The 20,066-nt window shown below is 34.6% G+C and carries 21 protein-coding genes and 1 pseudogene; 18 read left to right on the forward strand and 4 right to left on the reverse strand.

Translation table 11 applies throughout. The features are described from left to right. Positions 1-328 precede the first annotated feature (328 nt). Entirely contained in the window at positions 329-658 is a 330-nt protein-coding gene (locus KI369_RS03745; protein WP_000403420.1) for a hypothetical protein, read from the reverse strand. A gap of 65 nt (positions 659-723) precedes the next feature. Between KI369_RS03745 and KI369_RS03750 the strand changes: the two genes are divergently transcribed. The 8 genes from KI369_RS03750 (at position 724) to KI369_RS03785 (ending at position 6,175) form a co-directional block, all read left to right on the forward strand. Then, the gene (locus tag KI369_RS03750; protein ID WP_212955058.1) at positions 724-1,971 is read left to right on the forward strand and encodes a lipase family protein; all 1,248 of its coding nucleotides are present in this window, start codon (positions 724-726) and stop codon (positions 1,969-1,971) included. Positions 1,972-1,985: 14 nt separating this feature from the next. Then, on the forward strand, positions 1,986-2,282 hold the full coding sequence (locus KI369_RS03755; RefSeq protein ID WP_001137438.1) for a hypothetical protein: 297 nt from the start codon (positions 1,986-1,988) through the stop codon (positions 2,280-2,282). Positions 2,283-2,482: 200 nt separating this feature from the next. Continuing rightward, on the forward strand, positions 2,483-3,064 hold the full coding sequence (locus KI369_RS03760; RefSeq protein WP_212955059.1) for a TetR/AcrR family transcriptional regulator: 582 nt from the start codon (positions 2,483-2,485) through the stop codon (positions 3,062-3,064). A 2-nt stretch (positions 3,065-3,066) separates the two neighbouring features. Beyond that, positions 3,067-3,234, forward strand: coding sequence for a hypothetical protein (locus KI369_RS03765; protein ID WP_212955060.1), 168 nt, complete (start codon positions 3,067-3,069; stop codon positions 3,232-3,234). A gap of 79 nt (positions 3,235-3,313) precedes the next feature. Next, positions 3,314-3,790 (forward strand): PH domain-containing protein, encoded by a 477-nt coding sequence (locus KI369_RS03770; RefSeq protein WP_212955061.1) that lies wholly within the window; start codon positions 3,314-3,316, stop codon positions 3,788-3,790. Beyond that, positions 3,783-5,234 (forward strand): PH domain-containing protein, encoded by a 1,452-nt coding sequence (locus KI369_RS03775; protein ID WP_212955062.1) that lies wholly within the window; start codon positions 3,783-3,785, stop codon positions 5,232-5,234. Before KI369_RS03770 ends, KI369_RS03775 begins: the two co-directional genes overlap by 8 nt. 243 nt (positions 5,235-5,477) lie before the next feature. Further along, complete coding sequence (locus KI369_RS03780) at positions 5,478-5,915, forward strand: hypothetical protein (RefSeq protein ID WP_212955063.1); 438 nt, start codon at positions 5,478-5,480, stop codon at positions 5,913-5,915. After that, on the forward strand, positions 5,912-6,175 hold the full coding sequence (locus tag KI369_RS03785; protein WP_212955064.1) for a CPCC family cysteine-rich protein: 264 nt from the start codon (positions 5,912-5,914) through the stop codon (positions 6,173-6,175). Before KI369_RS03780 ends, KI369_RS03785 begins: the two co-directional genes overlap by 4 nt. A gap of 64 nt (positions 6,176-6,239) precedes the next feature. Here the strand turns inward: KI369_RS03785 and KI369_RS03790 are convergent, their stop codons facing one another. After that, entirely contained in the window at positions 6,240-6,623 is a 384-nt protein-coding gene (locus KI369_RS03790) for a hypothetical protein (protein WP_212955065.1), read from the reverse strand. A 295-nt stretch (positions 6,624-6,918) separates the two neighbouring features. On the opposite strand from KI369_RS03790, the gene KI369_RS03795 reads away from it, so the two are divergent. The 4 genes and pseudogenes from KI369_RS03795 to KI369_RS03810 all read left to right on the forward strand — a co-directional run bounded on the left by KI369_RS03795 (position 6,919) and on the right by KI369_RS03810 (position 11,521). Beyond that, entirely contained in the window at positions 6,919-8,511 is a 1,593-nt protein-coding gene (locus KI369_RS03795) for an S-layer homology domain-containing protein (protein ID WP_212955066.1), read from the forward strand. A 557-nt stretch (positions 8,512-9,068) separates the two neighbouring features. Then, a pseudogene (locus KI369_RS03800) lies at positions 9,069-9,257 on the forward strand (nitroreductase family protein); the annotation flags it as partial. 49 nt (positions 9,258-9,306) lie between these two features. Beyond that, a complete protein-coding gene (locus KI369_RS03805) occupies positions 9,307-9,678 on the forward strand; it encodes a DUF1304 domain-containing protein (protein WP_212955067.1) in 372 nt (123 codons plus the stop codon). A gap of 853 nt (positions 9,679-10,531) precedes the next feature. Further along, entirely contained in the window at positions 10,532-11,521 is a 990-nt protein-coding gene (locus KI369_RS03810) for a hypothetical protein (protein WP_212955068.1), read from the forward strand. 108 nt (positions 11,522-11,629) lie between these two features. On the opposite strand, the gene KI369_RS03815 is transcribed toward KI369_RS03810, so the two are convergent. Then, complete coding sequence (locus KI369_RS03815) at positions 11,630-12,265, reverse strand: pentapeptide repeat-containing protein (RefSeq protein ID WP_212955069.1); 636 nt, start codon at positions 12,263-12,265, stop codon at positions 11,630-11,632. Between the two features lie 278 nt (positions 12,266-12,543). On the opposite strand from KI369_RS03815, the gene KI369_RS03820 reads away from it, so the two are divergent. The 4 genes from KI369_RS03820 (at position 12,544) to KI369_RS03835 (ending at position 15,922) form a co-directional block, all read left to right on the forward strand. Further along, positions 12,544-13,347: a MerR family transcriptional regulator gene (locus KI369_RS03820; protein WP_212955070.1), complete on the forward strand. Its 804-nt coding sequence runs from the start codon at positions 12,544-12,546 to the stop codon at positions 13,345-13,347. A gap of 315 nt (positions 13,348-13,662) precedes the next feature. Further along, the gene (locus tag KI369_RS03825; protein ID WP_212955071.1) at positions 13,663-13,959 is read left to right on the forward strand and encodes a protoporphyrinogen oxidase; all 297 of its coding nucleotides are present in this window, start codon (positions 13,663-13,665) and stop codon (positions 13,957-13,959) included. A 75-nt stretch (positions 13,960-14,034) separates the two neighbouring features. After that, positions 14,035-14,511, forward strand: coding sequence for a PH domain-containing protein (locus tag KI369_RS03830; protein WP_076869180.1), 477 nt, complete (start codon positions 14,035-14,037; stop codon positions 14,509-14,511). Beyond that, positions 14,504-15,922 carry a PH domain-containing protein gene (locus KI369_RS03835; RefSeq protein ID WP_212955072.1) on the forward strand — a complete coding sequence of 473 codons (1,419 nt, stop codon included), beginning with the start codon at positions 14,504-14,506 and terminating at the stop codon, positions 15,920-15,922. The genes KI369_RS03830 and KI369_RS03835 overlap by 8 nt, the downstream gene beginning before the upstream one ends. A 169-nt stretch (positions 15,923-16,091) precedes the next feature. Here KI369_RS03835 and hmoB read toward each other — a convergent pair whose 3' ends face one another. Continuing rightward, positions 16,092-16,595: a heme-degrading monooxygenase HmoB gene (gene hmoB / locus KI369_RS03840; RefSeq protein ID WP_016094592.1), complete on the reverse strand. Its 504-nt coding sequence runs from the start codon at positions 16,593-16,595 to the stop codon at positions 16,092-16,094. 128 nt (positions 16,596-16,723) lie between these two features. Between hmoB and KI369_RS03845 the strand changes: the two genes are divergently transcribed. Both KI369_RS03845 and hemE read left to right on the forward strand, forming a co-directional pair. Continuing rightward, positions 16,724-18,841 carry a transglycosylase domain-containing protein gene (locus tag KI369_RS03845; protein WP_212955073.1) on the forward strand — a complete coding sequence of 706 codons (2,118 nt, stop codon included), beginning with the start codon at positions 16,724-16,726 and terminating at the stop codon, positions 18,839-18,841. Positions 18,842-19,018: 177 nt separating this feature from the next. Then, the gene (gene hemE / locus KI369_RS03850; protein WP_000252614.1) at positions 19,019-20,065 is read left to right on the forward strand and encodes a uroporphyrinogen decarboxylase; all 1,047 of its coding nucleotides are present in this window, start codon (positions 19,019-19,021) and stop codon (positions 20,063-20,065) included. Position 20,066: the final 1 nt, after the last annotated feature.

The following is a 20,066-nucleotide window of genomic DNA, read 5'->3' on the forward strand; positions in this document are numbered from 1 at the left end:
ACAGAAGGGGATAAAATTATAGAGAAAAACTCTTTAGGCATTCCGATGAAGCCAGGGAAGGTATGAAGGATTTAAAAACGGATACAAATCATTTTGTTAAGAAAAAAATTCATATGCTAAAATATTTTACGTGAAAAGGGACATTTATCAATATATATATATTGATATCGTTTATAGATGTCCCTACGGTTTTTAATAGCTTGTATGTTTCTCGATTGTACTTAAGGAATGTAAAAAAAGCACTCATAGATACAATCTACGAGTGCTTTTGACGGTATGGATTTGTTTAGGGTTTTCATAAAGAAAAAATATTACAACAAATCGTTAACTAATCATGTTTTAGTTCAAAATTTTTGGTGGTTGAAATGGTACTGATATGATAGTTATTAGCGTATTCAACTGCAACACTAAATTCTTTGCTTTTGTCATCCGTTACATAACCGGATATGAAAATTGTTTGAAGATCATTTGGAGTGAATTTATGTTTAGTAATAGTTACATCTACGTTTTCCTCCTCCTTGAAGTATTTAATAGTTTCTTCTTTTGCTGTATTAATGATTTCTTCCTCTTTATTATTTTCCACATTACACCCTCCTAAAATAGTAAATATTAAAGTGAAAAAGAAAAATATACCAATAATCTTCTTTTTTATTTCCATATATACCCTCCAATTATGGTATTTTTATTATTAGGATATCGCATAATTTACAGGAGGGGAAGAACTTGCAACAAAATGAGAAAGTATTAGACACTACGTATTATCAATTAGCTCGTTATGCATACCAAGATGATGAAAATTTAAAAGATAATGTTTACATTAGAGATAATGGGAAGAATAAGATCCAATCGTGGGCAGTAGAAAAAACATTCCACGACAAACAAACCGGAATGGACGCAGTAGTCTTTGAACGAGATATAAATGGGAAAAAGCAAGTTATGGTATCTTTCCGAGGAACAGAAGGGGATAAAATTATAGAGAAAAACTCTTTAGGCATTCCGATGAAACAAGGGGAAGGTATGAAGGATTTAAAAACGGATACGAATCATTTTGTATTACGAGAAGGTGTTCATGAACCAGCAGCACCTCCTGTAGCAGGAACTGAGAATGCAGGTTCAAAGAAATATTGGAATGAAGAGAATCAGCGCTGGGAAACACATAATCAATTTGAACAAGCTGAAAGGGTCATGAAACAAGTAACGGATACATATAAGGGCAGGGATGATGTGGAGATATATACGACGGGTCATTCATTAGGGGGAGCTTTAGCGGAATATGCAGCGGCATCTAATGACAATGTAAGATGTATGTCATGGAATGCGCCAAGTGCAAAACATTTGTTACCGCCTGATTTACAAGAAAAAGCAAATAATGGTGAGTTTAATAATAGAATTGTAAGTGTTGTTCACGGAAATGATTCAATTGGTTATGGACCATTTGGTGCATATGAAAGTCATATAGGATCTACTTATGCGGTAACACCACCAATTTCGAAAGAAGAAATGTCCGAGTTATCATTACAACAAAAGCTTGGGATGGATGTTACTCGATTTTTGAATTCGATAAGTGGTCCTGGTTATCATTATCAAACAGATAAAAACTTCCGATTTGGGGAGAATGGGTCTTTATCAAATAAATACTTGTTAAATGTAGACACGAATGAAAGAGTTTATGATTCACCGGGCGCGTTATTAGGCGGGGGAGAGATTCGTGTAGTTGTAGAGAATTTGGAAAAAGCCGTAAGAGATATGAAGCGAAACGCACAAGAATTTCAAGATAGAGTACCGAGGTTAATTTCTAATATGATGACATTATTAGAAACGGCTGAAAGTAGACGGGTAGAAGCTAAAGTAAATAATATACGCGCACATGTAGAGCATTTAAGTTTTTGGTACATACGAACAGCAACGGAAATTTCAGATTTTATTGAGAAGAAAGCCGATGATTATAAGAAGACGGATCAACAATATTAAGGGAGAAGATTAAGATGCCGAGAATTTACTTAAATGAAGAAGTATTGAGCCAAGCTTTACAACAATTTGACCATATGATTCAAGACTTAAACCATAATAAAAGGGTTGTAAGTAATGTACATAATTTACTTCTTTCAAGCTGGTCGCAACTTGGAGTAGGGAAAAAAGCCATTAGCGATTTAGAATCTTTTAAAAAAGATATCGAAAGAAGGATGGAAGAATTAGAGTCTGATAAAAGAGAGTTAAAGGGTGCGATTGATTTATTAAAAGCGTTAGATCAAAGTTATGATTACATGGGGCCTAAATATTAAATTACAAGAAGCACTCGCAAAGGTGCTTTTTGTAGTTTAACTGGATGAAAGATTACTGTAGTAATTATGGAAGAATATGATTCTGATTCATAAAGTGAATGGAGAAAGTAATATGTAGTTTTGAATCAAACTTGCAAACGATGATTTTTTATTTTACAATTTATTTACCGACCGGTAAGTAAAAATAAGTGAGGTACAGTATGACAAAGAATTTACAAACATCGCAAAACATTGTCGAGGCATCATTTAAACTCATGGCAGAGCACGGCATTGAGAAGATGAGCCTTTCTATGATTGCGAAAGAAGTAGGTATTTCAAAACCGGCTATTTATTATCATTTTTCTTCTAAAGAAGCGTTAGTCGATTTTTTATTTGAAGAAATTTTTTCTGGGTATCATTTCGTGAGTTATTTCGATAAAGAACAATATACGAAAGAAAACTTTGCAGAAAAGTTAATTTCAGATGGTTTACATATGCTCTCTGAATATGAAGGGCAAGAAGGAATATTACGCGTTATAAATGAATTTATCGTAACTGCATCGCGAAATGAAAAGTATCAGAAACGCTTATTTGAAATACAAGAAGAGTTCTTAAATGGTTTCCACGATTTATTGAAGAAAGGTGTAGAACTGGGCGTTGTGTCACAATATGAAACGGAAGAAAATGCTCATACGCTAGCGCTTGTGATCGATAATATGAGTAATTACATGCTCATGGGATTCGAGTTAAAGTATAAAGAAATTTGGATTCGAAATGTGAAAAACGTTATGAAGGAGGAATAGAAGTGAAAATGCAAAAAAACTGGTGGCTCGGTTTTCTCGGATTCATTGGAGTTTATAAAATACCAGGTATGATAGAGGCTTTTCAAGCGAATGGAAGTTGGCTGAAGTTAATCGGCTTCATTTGGCTACTTTGGTTCGGATATTTTATTCCTAAGAAGAAAGATAATTAAATTACAATTTTCTGTAAAGTTATGTAAAATATAGATTGAGACTATTCGTATATTAGATTACTAGATTTGGAGTGGTTACATGGATCCATTGAAAAATGAAATTCACCCTGACATGGTGAAGGTGTGGAAAGTTCGTGCTGTAATTGAAGAAGGGATCGGTATTCTCGTCATTTTAGCTTACCTTTTCCTCATGATAAAGTTTGATTGGTGGGCATGGATTTTGTATGTGATGATTGGGCTAACAGTTGTGTTCGCACCATTTTCGTACTTCTTATTCCCGAAACTACGTCAGCGTTATTACAGTTATCAATTAAATGACGAAGAACTTGAAATTCAGCACGGTCTTTTCGTCGTAAAGCGCGTATTAGTACCGATGATTCGTGTACAGCACGTGACAATTGAACAAGGACCGATTATGAGAAAATATGGCTTAGCTGAATTGCACATTTCTACAGCAGCAACTTCTCACAGCATCCCAGGTTTAACGATGTATGAAGCAGAAATGTTGAAAACGAAAATCGCAGAATTAGCGAAAGTGAGTGATGAGGATGTATAAGAGGCAGCATCCAATCACGATGTTATTAGAATTAAAAATAACAGACTTTATACCACTCATTATTTTCATGTTTAGTTTAAACGGAAAGTTCCCGTTTTGGTATTTAATTCCCGCTGCATTCGGTTTACTCACCGTCTTTTCAGCGTTTGAAAAATGGTACTACACAACATACTGGGTTGAAAATAACGTACTACATGTGAAACAGGGGCTCTTTGTGAAGAAGGAGAGCTACTTAAATAAAGAACGTGTGCAAACGATTCATACAAGTTCTAACGTGTTATATCAAATGCTTGGCTTAAAGAAAATTCAAATCGAAACAGCTGGTGGGGGCGACGATGCAGAAGTTAGTTTAGCTGGTATTACAGTAGAAGAGGCAACAGAGCTTATTACTTTGCTAAATGAGCCAACTCCAGAAGTGAAAGCAGAAGAAACGTTAGACGAAGCAGTAGAAAATACAGAAGAAAAACAAATCGTTACAGAAGAGAAACAATCGACAGAATATAAATTGACTTGGAAAGAAATTTTACTAGCATCTGTTACATCTGGTCAGTTTGGACTATTATTCTCATTAATCTTTTTCGTATATCATCAAGTAGATGAGTACATTCCGAAATGGATCGAGAATGGCGTAAAGTCGTATGTAATGGACCACGATATATATGGCTTGATTTTCATGATAGCCATTTTGATCGTCCTTTCATGGATTATATCGACAATCGGTTATGCGCTAAAACATGGAGATTTCACAGTGAATCGAAGAAATGATGAGGTCCGCATTTCACAAGGATTACTTGAGAAAAAAGAACTCGTCCTAAAATTGCACCGTATTCAAGGTATTACGATAAAAGAAAGTATTTTACGTCAGCCATTCGGTTATTGCGCTGTGCAAGTAGAAGTCATTCAAAGTAAAGGACTGGATGACGAGAAAGAAAAAGTTACACTGCATCCAATCATTCGAAAAGATCGCGTACAACAGTTACTCGCACATTTACAATTACCATACGAACTGAATACAAATATTATTTCATTACCAAAAACAGCATTACGCCGCTATCTCATTGATAGTTTCATTTTCTTCGCAATGCTAGCAATCCCGCTTACTGGAATAAGTATATACTTTGAAAAGCACTTCATCATGTGGGCATTCATTCCGCTAGCGATCCTCATCTTTACACTTGGATATGCAACATTTAAAACAAATGGTTACAGTGTAAATGGAGAGCAAATTACGCTTGTATATCGCAGCGTCGGAAAATATACAGGACTTGTTAGAAGAAGACACGTCCAATCAATGGAAAAGACACAATCATATTTCCAGCGCCGTGCAAATCTATGTACGTATAAGTTCTCTAACGCATCATCGAATTATAAATTAGAGCATACGGGAGTAGAAGATGCGGGGAGAATGCAGGATTGGTATAAGAAGAGATTAAGTGAGGATTAAATAGAATGGCTCGTCTTTTGCGGAAGATGGGCTATTTTTTTATCCCGCATTAACGGGCAGTAAAATCCCCAACTCAAAATTCAGCAAAAGCAAAGAAGTTAGGTGCCGGGATCAACTGCTCGTAAAAGCCCGATTGGTGAGGGCTGATAAACAGTGGGGGATGAAAAAAACCACAGATTAAAGTTTCACTTTATGTGAAAATAATGAATAATATATGTGGAAGGAAAAGTGAGGTGAATGAGAGTGAGCAAATTTTTAATTCCGTATTCATTTTCTATATTAAGTTTCTTTATTTCAGTAACGGCACTTGATTTATACGATAGGATGGGAAACAATAGTGAGCTGGTTTCGCCGAACATACTTGGTAAGATAATTCAATCTACTGCGCAAATGGGAGTCCTTACATTGTATTTCGGAGTACCTATCATTTTCGGTGGCTGTCTACTTGGTGAGTTATTGTTTAGAGGTATCATTTTACGATTTAAACTAAGCTATATTATATCTTTATTATTATATTTGCTTTTAGCTTGTAGTATTGTTTCTGTAACGGTAGGAATGCCAGCTACATATGAAGATTCTAATGTTTTTTTCATGGGAATAACTATGATTTGCGCTGTTACATTCTTAGTGGGGCGGAATATATGGGAGAAAAAACAAGTTAATAATGGAGTGGCAAAATGAAATACACATGTCCATGCTGCGGGTATAGAACAATAGAAGAAGAACCACCAGGTACATATGAAATTTGTAATATATGTTATTGGGAAGATGATGAGGTTCAGTTTAACGATCCTGATTTTGAAGGCGGGGCGAATGTAGCTTCGTTAAGACAAGCACAGAAAAATTTCATTGCATTTGGTGCTTGCGAGGAGTGCTTTTTGAAATCAGTTAGAAAGCCGACTGGTGAAGATGTGAAGGATGCTAGTTGGAAGCAAATGTAGTAAGGAAAATGTTATTACTCAATTTATTAGGAGTAATAACATTTTTTATGCAATGATGAAAGAATTAGCGCCGTCTTACAAGATAAAACAGTAAAGATGATACAGTAATAGGAATGCCAGTATTCAGAAAGGTTTCTAAAGTAAAGGATAGAAAATCTCTGTCGTTAAACCACATAAAGAATACATGATTGTAGGCAATACCTAACAATATAAATAAAGGAATACCGATTTTTAATTCGTGACTTCTTTTTATTTTTCTATAACAAAATTCACCTAATAAACAACCGATAAGAACAGGGATGCTTCCAAGAATTGAAAACATAATAATGGATACCCAAATCGGTCCCCATGAATCCGCATAATTTGGGACGCTTGCATACTGTAAAACATTCACAGCAGTAGAGAAAGCTAGTAAACATGCTATATAGCTAACAGTAAATTTCTTCATTATTATCCCCCGAGACTATGTAAAATGGCATGTAGCAATAGAAATAGAAGCAAATGAAAATCTTCCATCTTCTATATGTGATTATATCAAGTGTATAAAAAACTAGCTCTATTTTTTCGCTTCTCATATAAAAAAACAAACTGGTAGTTCATTATTTCTGCTTATATTGTTATTGGAATATTTAAGGCGAAAGGTTATAATTAACATTTGTGTAATCTGTCATTATGATAATTTTTGTGAAACGAATCACAATGGTACTACGAGTTTAATAAAGAAGAGGGGAACATGTGTAAATATGAAGCTTATAAAAGTAGCAACGATAGGTATGATTGCGGTAGGATTTCTTTCTATTTCTTCAAGTTCTTTAGCTGAAGTGGAAAATGTAACGAAGAATGAAGTGCAAGCAGCTCCAAGTAGTTTCCCTGATGTTCCGGATTGGGTAAAGCCATCAGTAGATTATCTTATAAATAAAAATGTATTATCAGGTATGCCTGATGGCACGTTTTCACCAAATTTAGAGATAGATAGAGGCTCAGCCGCCAAAATGATGGCGAAAATATTGAATCTTCCTGTCGATCAATCGGCAACGCCGTCTTTTGATGACTCAAAAAGAAATTGGGCAGCTCCGTATATTGCGACTATAGAAAAAGCGGGTGTTATTAAAGGAGATGGTAACGGGAAATTCAATCCTAATGGAAAGCTAACAAGAGGCGCAATGGCTTCTATGTTAGTAAATGCATACAAATTGCAAGAGAAAGTGACAGGGAATCCTCCAACAGTATTTAACGATTTAAAATGGCACTGGGGCGAGAAATATGTAAACATCTTGGTTGAATTAGGTATTTCAAATGGATACGGTAATGATAGTTGGAAGCCTGATCAAACAATTACTCGTGCAGAATCGGTAAATTTAATTGCTCGAACAGATATGTCAAAAGATAAAGAGCTAAAACGTAAACAAATTCAAATGTCTAAGCCATTCTTTGTTTATCAGAGTGCCTCATTATCTTCAGGAATCGCTTTTGAATGTACACCACAAACTGTAACGGTGTATGAAGAAAGAGGAGATGGCTGGGTTAAAATTCATACATCTCAAGGGTTCAAATGGGTCTTATTAAACGAGAAAAGAATTCATATTAATAGAGACTTTTTTACATATGATTATCCAGCAGACTCAGCGAATGTACTGTTAAAATATACAGCGCAAACGGTGACAGTAGTTGAAGAAAGAGGTACGTGGTTGCGTATAAGAACTGGTGCTGGTCTACAATGGATGAATACGAATGAATCTAGAACAGTTATTGATAATTTAAAAACAATCCAAAATAATCAACAAGTTATTTTAGTTACCACAAAAGGTTATCATACGAATCAAGCTCAAATTCGTACATTTGAAAATTCAAATGGGAAATGGAGAGAGCAAAAGAATATAAATGGATATATTGGGAAAAAAGGTTTTGCAGTTGAGATGAGTGAAAGTGGTATGAGTTCACCAAGAGGAAAATACACAATTGGTTCAGCTTTCGGTAGACAAGGAAATCCTGGTACGAAACTACCCTTTATTAATTTAACACCAAATCATGTCTGGGTAGATGATTCTAAATCTCCATACTATAATACGCTGCAAGAAAAGCCAGTAAGAGGTAGATGGAAATCAGCTGAAAATATGTATATCCCAGCATATGATTATGGATTCGTCATTAATTATAATACGGAATCACGTACACCATACAAAGGAAGCGCAATTTTCTTCCATGTCTCTACTTCATGGACAGAAGGGTGTACAGGTGTAGATAAACAAAATGTTATTGATATTTTACGATGGATTGATCCAGGGAAAAATCCTGTTATTATTCAAACACCTGAAAATGAACTGATGAACTATTAATTTGATAATCTTAAAAAACTTTAAGTCTACTTTCATTAGTAGGCTTTTTTTGTTAAGTATGAAATTCTTGTTTTGTTGGTATGATCTCATGCCCATAGAGCTAACTAAATGGACTGCCCCTAAAATAATAAAAATGAGTTTTATTAATAGAAGAGATATAAAATTTACGTTTTTGGAGACAACTAATTATTAATTTGATGATTCAGCTGATTTCTTTTATGTAGTTATTAAAAAATATTATAGTTTCTAAGGAGTGAACAGAGGTTTTGAATTGATTTAAAGTTGACGGAACAAAATAAAACGAATTGAGCAAAAAAACTTGCAAAACTAAAGGAGGAGTTGTATATTAATTGACGTATCAAATATTGATATATCAATTAATATTTTAATAAGTAAGAAGGGGGAATTTTTGAAAACTTGTTATTTAGAAGATGTCGGAATTTTATATAGGCTACAAGGTTAAAGTGAAGGTAAAGGGAATATATGTAAAACCTTTTTAAGCTAGGATACATGTTGCAAGAGGGTAAAAAAAACAGACAAGTAAAAGCATGGCATGCACATTGCAGTTGATGACAGCACGTGCACATGGATATGATATAAATCCAGTAGGGGCTATAGAAGAAAGTATAACTGTAATCTTTGGATTGGAAAAAGAGTACTATGTACAAGTTATGTTTCTATTTGTCAGTAAAGCAGCAGACAAAGGATATGTTTCATACCGTCTCCTTGTTGATAGAATTGCATAATGGAAAGAAGTATAAAATTGATATTAGGGAGTAGAGGGGGCAGAATAGTGTGGAAATAATCGCAGCTATTTTAGTCGGGATCGTAGCATTAGAACATTTATTTATCATGATCCTCGAAATGTTTTTTATTAATTCAAAAGTGGCAAAACGTGCTTTTCAATTACCGGAGCATTTAGAAGGAGATCGAAACGTAGCCATTATGTTTGCAAACCAAGGTTTATATAATGGATTTTTAGCCGTTGGTCTCATTTGGGGACTTATACTTGGTCTCAATTCAATTGGTTATATGGTTCAATTATTTTTTGTAATATGTGTGGTAGTAGCAGCTCTTTTCGGCGGTTTCACATCTAATAAATCAATTATTGTGAAACAAGGACTTCCAGCTATATTAGCGTTGATTTCCCTTTTAATTGTGATATAGAACCAAAGTGTTTGAATAAAAGAACTCATTTTTGAAAAATACGCTATTCTTTCTGTAGGCTCATAGGAAAGAATAGCGTATTTTTTCCTTTTAAGGGAGGTGATCCTATCCCTTTCAACTTAAGAAGTTTATAACATCCGAAAATAATAACTTTGTACATTTTCACTTAGAAATGTAAATTTTCTCTTTTTTTTTGCAGGATTGTTATGAAAATGCTTATTACATTAAGGATTAGAATTTTTTGTTTTCTGAAAATATAGATAGGGGAAAATAATGTAAAAAAAACTATTGTATATTGAAAACTCTTATGTTACATTTGTGTTACAGGAAAGTTACAAACGGTAACTTATGTTACGGTTTGTTTTCTTTTGTTTTTCGGTATGTTACGAATTGTGGTTCGTATCCAATCAACCGAGAACATGTAAAGCGAAAGAAATAGCAACCTAAAAATAGTTTTTCTATGTGTATAAGAGTGTGTGTAGTAAAGAGCCTGGTGAGAGCTTTACGCACATTATTAAAATTCCTTTCTGTCTTAAAAGAAGAAAACCAACTACCAACTATTTAGGAGTTTTAAGTAATGATAGTAAATGAAATGTACTTCCTTTCCCACACACAGTACATCTTTACTTTCAGTCTAATTACTACACAGACTTTTATACATATGCTGTTACCCCGCATTAACGGGCAGTAAGACCCCCACCTCAAAATTCAGCGAAAGCAAAGAAGTTAGGTGGGAATCAACTGCCCGTAAAGGCCCGATTGGTGAAGGCTAATAATCATTGGGGGAGGAACAAAACGCCCCACTGATTAAAGTTTCACTTTATCGTTTTAGAGATATATAGGAGGAGAAAAAATGAAAAAGTTATTAATGGTAATTGGACTTACGTTTTTAATGTTAGCTGGATGTAGTAATGGGAATTTTGACAAAGCAATGGATGAAGGAAAGACCGCGTTAACGAATAAAGAATATAAAAATGCTTTATCATCATTTGAAAAAGCGCTAGATGAGAAGAAAGACGATTCAGATGCAAAGATGCTTGTAGAACAGACGAAAGCAATGATTGAAGCAGTGAAGTTAAAAGAAGAAACAAAGGTAGAAGAATCAATCAAGTCATTTGAAAAAGTAGAGAACATGAAGAATGGAAATGCTACGCTTGTAAAACAAGCAAAGGAAGAACGAACAGCATTACTAGCCATCTTAGAGCAAAAAAAGAAGTATAGCGAGCAACTGACGAAAAGTGAAGAGTTAATAAGTAAGAAAAATTATGCAGAAGCGAAAGAGATATTAAATAAGCTAGTTGCTGAAACAAAAGATAACAAAAATCTTGAAGAATATAATAAAAAAGCGGTAGGATTAGTTACTAAAATGAATGAAGAAGAAAAAACTGCAAAGAGTGAAGCAGCGAAACCACAAAAAACAAATGTAGTAACGAATCAAAAGGTAGCAACAGAGAATAATAAAAAAGTAGAAGCAGATAAAACTCAAAAAGTAGCGACAGAAAATAATAAAAAAGTAGAAGCAGATAAAACTCAAAACGTAACGACAGAAAATAATAAAAAAGTAGAAGCAGATAAGACTCAAAACGTAACGACAGAAAATAATAAAAAGGTAGAAACAGGAAAGACTCAAGATGCATTTACTTTTGAGAAAGCGAAAGAATATATCAAAAATGAATATAAAGAAGACTATGATTACACGCTAGAGAATACGCAAGTAGAGAATGGAAAAAAATATTATCAAATTAGAGTGCGTACGACATATAAAATAGAAGGCGCAGCTGGAGCAGGATTTACTGGCGTATTCAAAGTATTCGAAGATGGTACAATTGTTGAATTGCACTAAGTTGTTGAAAAAAACATGATACAAAACAGTAACAAAATAGAGATAATAAAAAGGTATCCTTTAAGTAGTACGAGGATACCTTTTTACATTTTCAATCGTTCTTTTTAACTAATCTTTAATGATCAATCCCAATAAAGATGCAAACTGAATAGCTTGATATGGTGATACTTTACATCCCCTTAAATCGTTCACTGAAACGGTAAGTGTATCAAAAGTAGAGGAACTAATATCTATTCCTTTCAGTGATGTTTGATCAAAATTTGCTTCGTCAAGGCTGCATGAATCAAATTCAACCTTCTTTAGCTTACAGTCAAAAAAGTCTGCATTATTTAATGAAGTTTCATTAAATATAATCTTTTCTAGCTTAGAATTTCCAAATGAGGCTAAATTCAAAATTGAATTTTCAAATTCAACATTCCCTAAACTAGATTCTGTAAAATTAACTCCAATTAATTTACTGTTTTTAAATTCGACTCTGTGAACAGAAGAATTGCTTAAATTAACATTTGATAAATCACAGTTCTCAAAACAAACATCTGTAATATCGATATTGCTAAAGTCTGTATTCGTGAACTTACAATTCTTTATCACCGCACTATATAAACGTACTCTATCTACAGATTCATTTTCAAAAGTAGAATCGATAATTTCACACATTTCTAATGTTGGATCTTCTTCATAAAAAATATCGTGAAAATTCTTTAAAGATAACTCTGGCGAAATTTTTGGTCTATCAATTTTCATATTATATCCTTCTTTCATTGAATTAGTTAGCAGAAAAAATGGTATGTCCTATAGAAAGAGCTTTGTAGAAATTCCTTCTCTTTTTATACTACGCTTTTACTGACTTTAGTAATAAAAGTTAACTGTTCATTTCACGTTGCAGTATTTCAAAAAACAACGATACGTGATAGCCATCTACTGTTGCATGACCTATTTTTTATTATCATTCTATTAACTTTAACGATAAAATAATAATGTCTCCCTTAAGAGGAGAGTCAAGAATAAGGGGGCAAAATAAATTGGAAAATTTATTTTCTATTGGTGAAGTTGCTAATATGAAAGGCATTACAATAAAGGCTTTAAGATATTATCATCAAACAGGCATTCTTATCCCAGTATACATTGATACAAAAACGGGTTATAGATACTATTCGGTAGATCAATTTGTTTATATTGATATAATTAAAGTTTGTAGAGCTTTAGGAACGAGTACGAAAGAACTGCAAAAGATTTTTACGGAAAAGAATATGGATGAATTATTAAAATTTTTTGCATTAAAAAGAGAAGAAACTAAGCAAAAGATAAAAGAGATGCAAGCAGTCATTCATACGATTGATAAACTAGATAATAGTGTACAAGTCGCTAAAAAGGTACTAGTACATAATCAAATAACAATACAGTATTTTGAGCAACGTTATATCGTCACTGCTCCATGTAAAGAAGTGGGTAATTTTAAAGAATTTCTTTATTATTCAGATGTAGATAAAATGATTCAGGAGAGAAATTTAGAAACGACGATGGAGATTGGTATAGCATATACCATTCATTCAAAATACAGATTTGAACCGAAGTATGCTTTTTCTGTGTTATGTAAATATGATTACACAGAGAAAGAGCAAAATATAGATATATTACCAGAAGGTAATTATTTGACACTGGCCTATAAAAAGAATAATAAAGAAGAAAGTATGGAGAAATTAAAAGATTATATAGAGAAAAATAATGTAACAATCAAAAATTGCATTGAAGTGGAATTATTAGATGAGTTTTTTAGTACGGATTCTTACAGTTGCCAAATGCAATTGTTTATAGAAAATGAGTGAAAACGCACTTTAGAGCATACTCAGAAATAATATAAACTAGAAGATGAGGCTGGATGATGTAAGTACAATTGTTGAAAAGGTATCCTCAAAGTATGTGAGGGTGCTTTTTTAGCATAAAAAAAGGCATCTAGCAAAAGTACTAGATGCAAATAAAAACACAAGGGAAGACAAAATTCTTCCCGTTTCCCGTATGTAATTATATCAAAAATTATATAAAAAACTAGCTTTATTTTTTATATAGTAGATGTGTAAAGCTATGAAATGATAAGATTATACTGTTTTCATAGTGTTTTATTGAAAAAAGGAGCTGCGTATATGATTAATTTTAAACCAGAAAATTTGAACCAACTATTAAAAATAATGTTAATTAGTGCGAATAAGTCTTATGATGCGATTAAAGATTATGAATGTACGGGTGAAGCAGTAGTGTTTCGTGTAGACTTCGAATATATTGACGTTTCTTTAATGATTGTAGATATGTTAGGAAGATCAGCTTCTAAATTTAACATTTTGCCATTTGCCCGTCCGAATACGAATGAGATAGATTACATTCAGTTTCAAGTGTATTCGATTAATGAAGGGAATTTTAAAGAAGTAATGGACACGATGTAAAAAAACTATAATTTTACAAAAATGTATATACCAACTAATATATAAGTAATAAATTCATATAATTGGAGTGATGAAATGCAGCCGTTAGAAAGGGAGATTCATTCTAATATGCTGAAAGTGTGGCGAATTCACGCTTTAATTGGGGCGGCAGTTATACTAGCAGTCGTAATTGCGTATTTCTTTTTTATGATCAATTTTAATTGGTGGGGCTGGTTGTTTGGTTTGTTAGTAACAGGCGCTATTCTATTTATCCCGCTTGATTATTTCGTGTTTCCAAATTTACGTCAACGTTATTATAGTTATAGATTAAATGAAGAAGAAATTGAGATTCAAAAGGGAATGTTCATTGTAAAACGCGTACTTATTCCGATGATTCGTGTGCAGCACGTAACGATTGAACAAGGTCCGATTATGAGAAAGTATAATTTAGCAGAATTACATATTTCAACAGCAGCAACTTCTCATAGTATTCCAGGCTTAACGAAAGAAGAAGCAGAGCAGCTGAAAAGACAAATTGGAGAACTTGCGAAAGTGAGTGATGAGGATGTATAAGAGGCAACATCCGATCACGATATTGTTAGGTATTCGAATTGCGACTTTGTTGCCTTTTATTTTTCTTGTTTTATTTCGATCAGATGGTGAAGTGAAACCTTGGTATTTCTTTCATCTCGTTCTTTTGGCCATATTATTTATTATGGCAATTTTCTCAGCTATAAAATGGTATTTCAAAGTGTACTGGGTTGAAAATAATATTGTACATATAAAGCACGGTGTGTTCGTTAAGAAGGAAAGCTACTTAAATAAAGAACGTGTGCAAAATATTAGTACGTCTTCTAACATCATTTATCAAGTGCTTGGATTGACGAAATTAAACATAGAAGTAGCCGGCGGTGGTACTGAGCCGGAAGTGATGTTAGCTGGCATTAGAGAAAGTGAAGCGAAGGAACTGATTTCTTTATTACATAAAGAGAGAAGCATTGTGACTGAAGAAGAGCCCGCGACGACAGAAAATAAGACAATTTATCAGTTAACAGCGAAAGAAATTTTATTCGCCTCTATTACATCTGGTAGATTTGGATTAGTATTTTCTATGTTAGTCATCCTTTACACAGAGTTTAATCAATTTCTACCAGAATGGCTCATCAATAAAGTAGAAGCGTATGTAATGGATAACGGTGTATATGAATTAATCGTTATGGCCGCGATTTTAATGGCGATTTCGTGGGTCATTTCAACAGCTGGTTATGCGTTAAAATATGCGAACTTTAAAATAGAGCGAAAAGGAAATGAAATTCGCATCGTACAAGGGTTATTTGATAAGAAAGAGTTTGTTTTAAAATTACATCGCATTCAAGCGATCACGGTGAAAGAAGGTATTCTCCGTCAGCCTTTCGGTTATTGTTCTGTCGAAGTAGAAGTTATTCAAAGTATAGAAGCAGCGGGAAATGAAGTGATGTTACATCCTTTTATGAAGAAAAAAGATGTCCAGCAGTTACTCGCATATTTACAGTTACCGTATGAAATGGAAGAGGAAATCGTTCATTTACCAAAAGTAGCATTATGCCGTTACGTAATAATGGGCTGGATTACAAGTGCTATGCTTGCACTGCCGATCATCGGTGCGAGTATATATTTTAAGCAAAATATTGCGTTATTCACCTTGATACCACTATTTATCATATTTACGTTACTTTCATACGCTCGGTATAAAAGTGGTGGATATATAATACGGGAAAATCAATTAGTCATGGTATACCGTGGCCTTGCAAAATATACAGGAATCATGCGAAGAAGGCATGTTCAAGCAGTAGGGTACAATCAGTCGTATTTTCAAAAGAAAGACGAGTTATGTACAGCGGTCGTATCGGTAGCGGGGCATAAATATAAAGTGAAGCATATGCGAAAAGAAGACGCGATTCTTATATATAATTGGTATAAAGAAAAAGGAAACACCGTTGTGTAATGGTGTTTCCTTTTTTGTGTCGTGATTTGTCGATAAGTCAATATCCTCTGTCGAATCGTCGATATATTGAAAAAATCGTTGATATATTCAAAGATACGATAGATATATTCGAAAAATCGTTGATATAATTTCACATACCGTGATTTTCAAACTCCGAACTCCAAAACCTCTAAACTAACACATCAAAAGTAGTTACAAATGACGGACGAGAGAAAATACTTTTCTGCTGTTCCGCATGCGGATGCGCCTGAGCTGGAGCTTGTCCTTCTGCTTGTGCAGGGCGTTTTTTATGAGCGTTTTCGAATGAACGTGATTCTGTCCAGTCTTTAAAGTTTTGCTCCGTTTCCCACATTGTTAAGATGACATATGTATCGTTACTTAATGGGCGTAGAACGCGGATTGCTTGAAATCCTGGTTCGTTTTCGATAAGGCCTGCGCGGTTTTTGAATCGGTTTTCAAATACTGGGCGACCTTCGTCTGTTACAGAAATGTTGTTACAAACGATGTAGCCAGGTTGTCCTTTAAATTCGCCAACAGCGTCTAGTACGTCATACTGAAGAGAACCTTCTACAGATTCTTCTGTATTTTCTTTATAAAACATATCTTTTTCATTATTTTTTGCAGTGAAATGTGCTTGTTCTAGAGGTGTTTCGTATGAAATAATAGCCTTCATTTTAATGCCCCCTTTAATTATTTGTTTCTATTATATCAACTCTCTTAAAAAACTTCGAAGATTATATACATAAAGATACTTCTTTTTCAAATAATAAATGTACCATCATTTGGAAAGAAGGCCGATGTATGAAGAAAGTAAAGTGGACTTTATTAGGTGGGTTAGCAACGCTCGTATTAGCGATTGTACTTTATAAACTTATCGTGTTAGCTGGTGGCTATATGATGGATGAAAAGCAGCTCGTTTTCCACTCTTCATCACGTATCGTTGACCAGAAAGGGAAAGAAATTACGAAATTATACGTAGAAAATAGAGACCTCGTACCAATCGAGCAAATTCCAAAATACGTGCAGCAGGCGTTTGTTGCGGTAGAGGATTCTCGTTTTTATGAGCATCAAGGAATTGATTATCCGTCTATATTCCGTGCTCTTTATAAAGATACGTTAGCTGGAGAGAAGATCGAAGGCGGTAGTACGATTACGCAGCAACTCGCGAAAAACGTCTTTTTAACTCGTGAAAAAACAGTTACGCGTAAATTGAAGGAAGTCGCAATCTCTCTTCAATTAGAGCAAAAATATACGAAGCAACAAATTCTTGAAATGTATATGAATCATATTTATTTTGGTCATGGGGCTTACGGTATTCAAGCAGCAGCAAAGTTGTATTTTAATAAAAATGTAGAGGATTTAACAGTAGAAGAAGGAGCAATGCTTGCAGGTCTTCCGAAGTCGCCAAACGGGTATTCACCTTATTTCTCTCCAGAGAAAAGTAAGGAGCGCCGTGATCTCGTATTGTCACTTATGCATAAACAAGGTTATTTGACTGCCGAAGATAGCGTACGTTATCAAGGAAAGACAATTGCACTATATAAAAACTTAGACGAAAATGAGCTCGCATATATGCCGTATGTTGATATGGTCATAGATGAAGCCGCACGTATATACGGATTGTCTCATCAAGAAGTACTTCGGGGAGGATATACGTTTGTCGTACCAATGGATGAAAAGATTCAAAAGGTAGCATATAACCAGTTTCAAGATGCAAAGAATTTCCCTGGTAAAGAAGAGGGGGCGCAAGGTGCTTTTTTATTAATGGATAATCGTACGGGCGGAATTAAAGCGGCGATTGGCGGAAGAAAGTACGTCCCGAGGGGCTTTAATCGTGTTTTCGCAAAAAGACAACCTGGTTCTGTGCTAAAACCACTTATCGTCTATGCACCAGCACTCGAAACGAAAAAGTATAATCCGTATTCTTTATTAAAGAATGAAAGAACTTCTTTTGAAGGTTATGAACCCCGCAATTACAATCGTCAATATACGAAAGAAATGACGATGTACGATGCAATTTTAGAATCAGCAAACGTACCGGCAGTTTCTTTATTAAATGAGTTAGGAGTAGAAGAAGGCAAGCAATATTTAGAGAAAGGCAATGTTCATATTACTGATGCTGGTTTAAGTACAGCGCTTGGCGGATTGAAAAATGGTGTTTCAACATTTGACCTTGTGAAAATGTATCGTGCATTTTTAGCAAATGGCGCTATTATTGAGCCACACGTGATTGATAAAGTGTTAAATAGACACGGCGCAGTCATTGGAGAATCGCCAAAAGTAGAAACGAAAATTTTCTCGAAACAAACGGCATGGTATATGACGAAAATGTTAGAAGGAGTTGTGAAGGAAGGGACAGCGAAAGCAGGTACATATAGCGGTGCATTAGCTGGGAAAACAGGCACAACTTCCTTACCAAATGACGATAATGGAGCTAGAGATATGTGGTTCGTTGGCTATACGCCAAATTTAGTAGGCGCTGTTTGGATTGGTTATGACCGTACGGATAAAGAGCATCAGCTGCAAGGAGAAAGTGCGTCAGCAACGAAATTGTTTAAGAAAATTTTAACGAAGGCAAATGTAGAACAGAAAGAGCAGTTTATGAAGCCAGAAGGTGTGGAAACAATTGGTGCTCCGATTCGTCTGCGCAAGATTGAAGATGTAAAAATGAAATTAGCGTTTAGCCCTTTCGGTTTATTTAAAGCGAAATTAAGCTGGACACCACTTCCAGATGATAGAATTATGTATCGCATTTATAGAGTGGAAAACGGAGTCCATACGCTTGTAGGAACAGTAAATGGTGCAGGAGAATATGAAGAAAAATTTGTTAACATCTTTTCAAAACCGAGTTTTTACGTTGTGCCATATAACACACAAACGAATCGCGAGGGAGAAAAATCAAAAGTAGCTAAACCATAGTTTTTCTCTGTGTTATAATAAGAATGTTGTGAAAATGGTAAGCGTTTTTAAGAATGTTTGTGTCAATTTAATGAACAACGTACATAATATTATGCATTTTGTTTTTACAAGCTGTATAGTAAAAAAAGATAAATATCGAACGTATTCGAAGCATTGGTAAGGAAGGGAGCAAGGGTCTTGGTAAGAACTATAAATGAGACATTTTTAAAAGCATGTAGGGGGGAACGTACTGATTATGTACCAGCATGGTATATGCGTCAGGCAGGTCGTTCGCAGCCGGAATATAGAAAGATAAAAGAAAAGTATTCTTTATTTGAAATTACACACAATCCAGAGTTATGTGCTTACGTTACAAAGTTGCCAGTTGATCAATATAACGTAGACGCAGCAATTCTGTATAAAGATATTATGTCACCACTACCTGCAATTGGTGTGGATGTAGAAATTAAATCGGGTATTGGCCCAGTTATTGATAATCCAATCCGTTCTTTACAAGACGTAGAAAAACTAGGGGAAATCAATCCAGAAGATGACGTACCGTACATATTAGATACGATTCGTTTATTAACGACAGAAATGCTAGACGTACCGTTAATCGGTTTTTCAGGAGCTCCATTTACATTAGCAAGCTATATGATTGAAGGCGGTCCATCTCGTAACTACCATAATACAAAAGCGTTCATGTATGCAGAGCCGAAAGCTTGGTTCGCATTAATGGATAAGCTAGCAGATATGGTTATTACATATTTAAAAGCGCAAATTAACGCAGGAGCAAAAGCAGTTCAAATTTTCGATTCTTGGGTTGGAACAGTAAACGTAGCGGATTACCGCGTATTTATTAAACCAGCAATGGAGCGTATTTTTGCAGAAGTTCGTACGATGGGTGTTCCAATGATTATGCACGGCGTAGGAGCTGCACATTTAGTAAATGAATGGCACGACTTACCGCTTGATGTAGTAGGATTAGATTGGCGCTTACCGATCGAAGAGGCACGTGCACGCGGCGTTCATAAGGCGGTACAAGGTAATATGGATCCTTCATTCTTACTTGCGCCATGGTCTGTTATTGAAGAACATGTAAAAGGTATTTTAGATCAAGGGATGAAGCAACCAGGTTATATCTTTAACTTAGGTCACGGTGTATTCCCAGAAGTAAATCCAGATACATTAAAACGTTTAACTACATTTATTCATGAATACTCTAAAGGGCAGTTAGCGAAGTAAA

This window comes from Bacillus sanguinis, assembly GCF_018332475.1.
GTDB classification, from domain to species: domain Bacteria; phylum Bacillota; class Bacilli; order Bacillales; family Bacillaceae_G; genus Bacillus_A; species Bacillus_A sanguinis.